This window comes from Candidatus Stoquefichus massiliensis AP9 (assembly GCF_000455285.1).
GTDB lineage: Bacteria > Bacillota_I > Bacilli_A > Erysipelotrichales > Coprobacillaceae > Stoquefichus > Stoquefichus massiliensis.
In genome coordinates this window covers 1-2599 of the sequence record NZ_HG005306.1, presented here as the reverse complement: position 1 = coordinate 2599, position 2599 = coordinate 1, and the positions used below count along the sequence as shown (strand labels likewise).

General features: G+C 32.2%; 5 protein-coding genes. 3 read left to right on the top strand and 2 right to left on the bottom strand.

Annotated features, from left to right (window positions below):
• Positions 1–324: 324 nt before the first annotated feature.
• Positions 325–621 (bottom strand): group II intron maturase-specific domain-containing protein, encoded by a 297-nt coding sequence (locus BN350_RS21570; RefSeq protein ID WP_028044834.1) that lies wholly within the window; start codon positions 619–621, stop codon positions 325–327.
• A gap of 24 nt (positions 622–645) precedes the next feature.
• Positions 646–873, bottom strand: coding sequence for a hypothetical protein (locus tag BN350_RS21565; protein WP_231385326.1), 228 nt, complete (start codon positions 871–873; stop codon positions 646–648).
• A gap of 261 nt (positions 874–1134) precedes the next feature.
• Here BN350_RS21565 and BN350_RS17995 point away from each other — a divergent pair, with 261 nt between their 5' ends.
• The 3 genes from BN350_RS17995 (at position 1135) to BN350_RS17985 (ending at position 2471) form a co-directional block, all read left to right on the top strand.
• The gene (locus BN350_RS17995) at positions 1135–1416 is read left to right on the top strand and encodes a transposase zinc-binding domain-containing protein (protein ID WP_028044832.1); all 282 of its coding nucleotides are present in this window, start codon (positions 1135–1137) and stop codon (positions 1414–1416) included.
• Between the two features lie 33 nt (positions 1417–1449).
• The gene (locus BN350_RS17990; RefSeq protein ID WP_028044831.1) at positions 1450–2130 is read left to right on the top strand and encodes a transposase; all 681 of its coding nucleotides are present in this window, start codon (positions 1450–1452) and stop codon (positions 2128–2130) included.
• 104 nt (positions 2131–2234) lie between these two features.
• The gene (locus BN350_RS17985; RefSeq protein WP_028044830.1) at positions 2235–2471 is read left to right on the top strand and encodes a hypothetical protein; all 237 of its coding nucleotides are present in this window, start codon (positions 2235–2237) and stop codon (positions 2469–2471) included.
• The last annotated feature ends 128 nt before the right edge of the window (positions 2472–2599 follow it).

The window sequence follows — 2599 nt, the reverse complement described above, 5'->3', positions numbered from 1 at the left end:
CTTCTAAAGTCAGGTATGGTATTGCTTACAATAAAATATTGTGATTTTATTGTGAAAAATCAAATAACGGCTAACAATTAAAATATTTTACCCACATACGATTCCATACTTGGTGGTTCACCAGTTTATAAAGCTGTAATAAGCTAAAACACCCATATATCTTAACTTCTCTAATATCGAACTGGATAGTGCTCTAGTTAGTACTGGGCTATTGGAAGTTCTCCAGTAGTTCTTTCTTGTATTCGCCCATTACCATGCCTCGCTTCTATGAATTCCCAGTTTCTATAAGTTACTATATTTGGTTCCCGCTAGTCTCCACCTTTTCTAATATATTATTCGGATTCGCCTTCTCATCCATTTATCTATTTTCCTTAGATATCCCTTCATATCTGCTACCTTGTAATAGTTTATCCATCCTCTTAAGTATTGTCTTAGTTCATCCGCTAGTTCCTTTGCTTTTATTGGACGATTCCGTTTCGTTATTCCCTTGATTTTCTCCTTCATCTTTCTTTTACTTTTCTTACTAACAGTGATTTGTACATGACCACCCTTAGCTATATAAAATCCAAATCCTAAGAATGCTATTTTTGTTATATATGCAGTCACCGTTTTTTTCTTCATTGACTTTTACATACAGCTTCTCTTTTAAGCAGCTCTTACTTTTGAATAACAATACTGCATTATTCGCATAACGATACATGGATTCCTTCTTTCCTCCATCTCCTTATCAAACTCATTTAACAATATGTTTGACAACAATGGACTTAATGGACCTCCTGCTACTTCGACTTCTGTTTCTTTAAACGAATGTTTCTCTATTACTCCAGCATTTAGATACTTATGGATTAAGAATATCACTCTTCCATCTGTTATCGTTTCTGATACAATTTGGATAAGTCGACTATGATCTACAGTATCAAAAAAACTTCTCTAAATCTAGATCCATGGCATAGTTATACCCATCCTTCGCATATTCTGCTACTTTATTCACTGCTTGATGTGCACTTCTTTTTGGTCTAAACTCATAACTGTTATCACTAAATTGTCATTCATATATGGACATTAACACTAGGTGAATAATCATATAAGATGATTGTCACCTTTTTTGGTTGTATAATATCCTTGGTGATTATTATGATTGATTTGGCAAAACCTATTGATACAATGAGTCTCTTTAATTTCAAACAATACGTGAAGAAAAATGGTAAAGAGACTTTCAAATATATTTTCTTTGATAATTTTGAACTCGTTTCTCAACTCTATCAGGATGGCAGAATGAGAGATGTGACTTATGATAATATTCAAAAAACTATTCTTTGCAGTTCTATCTATCTTGGTTACGATCTTTATGAATGTCCTGCTTGTGGTAATGAAACAATTGTAGCCCATACCTATTCATCACGTTTTTGTATCTAAGGCTTCTCAAAAACGGGCTGCTTATGTTTCGCTATGGCTTTCGAAACGAAACATCGACATGTCGTCTTTACCATTCCTAAAGAACTTCGATACTTTTTTCTTAAAAACCGTACTCTTTTAGATGACCTTTTTATAGCTGCTCGCAATACTATTGCGTGTGTTTTCAATGATAGAAAGTTTCGTAAAAATAAATCAAAGAATATGAATGAGTTTGGTAAAATCAAAAGATTAAAATCACAATATCTTTATAAAGACACCAAAGATAATATTGCCTTCGGTGCTATTGCCTCTCTCCATACATTTGGTCGTTCTTTACAATGGAATCCTCATATTCATGTTTTGGTATGTGAAGATGGCTATGATAAGAAAAATAATAAATTAAAGAACTTCTCATATATGTCATACAATAAACTTAGACAAACTTGGAGATTCCAAATTCTTGATTATTTAAGTAGAAGAATTGGTGATAACGAAAACTTTCAAAGAGTAAAATTATGGCTTTATACCAGATATCAATACGGATTTTACGTTCACGCTCCTCAATCTAAAAAAGATCAGAACCATGATGATATCAAACAATGTGTGAAATACATTACGCGTTATACAATTCGTCCTATCATGGCTGACTTATTAGGGCAGAAAATAAAAAAACCTTCAATTAAAAAAAGAAAGACAAGCTGTTACAAAAAAGAAAGAACAAGATACACACTTTAGATATAATATGATAAAATCATTTCAAAGAGATTCTTTACTGTGTGAATCTGGTGAAATAATGGTTTACATAGAAACTTATGATCCTTTAGAAGATGGAATAAAAAATGACAGACGATATAGAGACAGGTGTATCTTCGAATCCAAGTACCTCAAAAAAAGGAAAAAAACAAATCATCAAATACACTGATGAAGAATTAGAGATGCTTATAGAAGATGATGTTATGATAGAAATGAAATGCCCATCGTGTGGTTATGAAGAAGAAGTACCTGATTGGATATTAGAAGAATTCTTAGAAATGGAACTTGAGCGTGGAGAAACAAACAGAAGATATAGTTGTTAATGTCCTAACTGCAATAAAACAATGTTCAGAAAATAGTTGTTTTCTGACACTTTTTTGGGTATCCAAATATGATGTACCCTTTTAGTTGTGTTTTTATTTTAACTTGCCTGACGAATCCAAATTCCTAT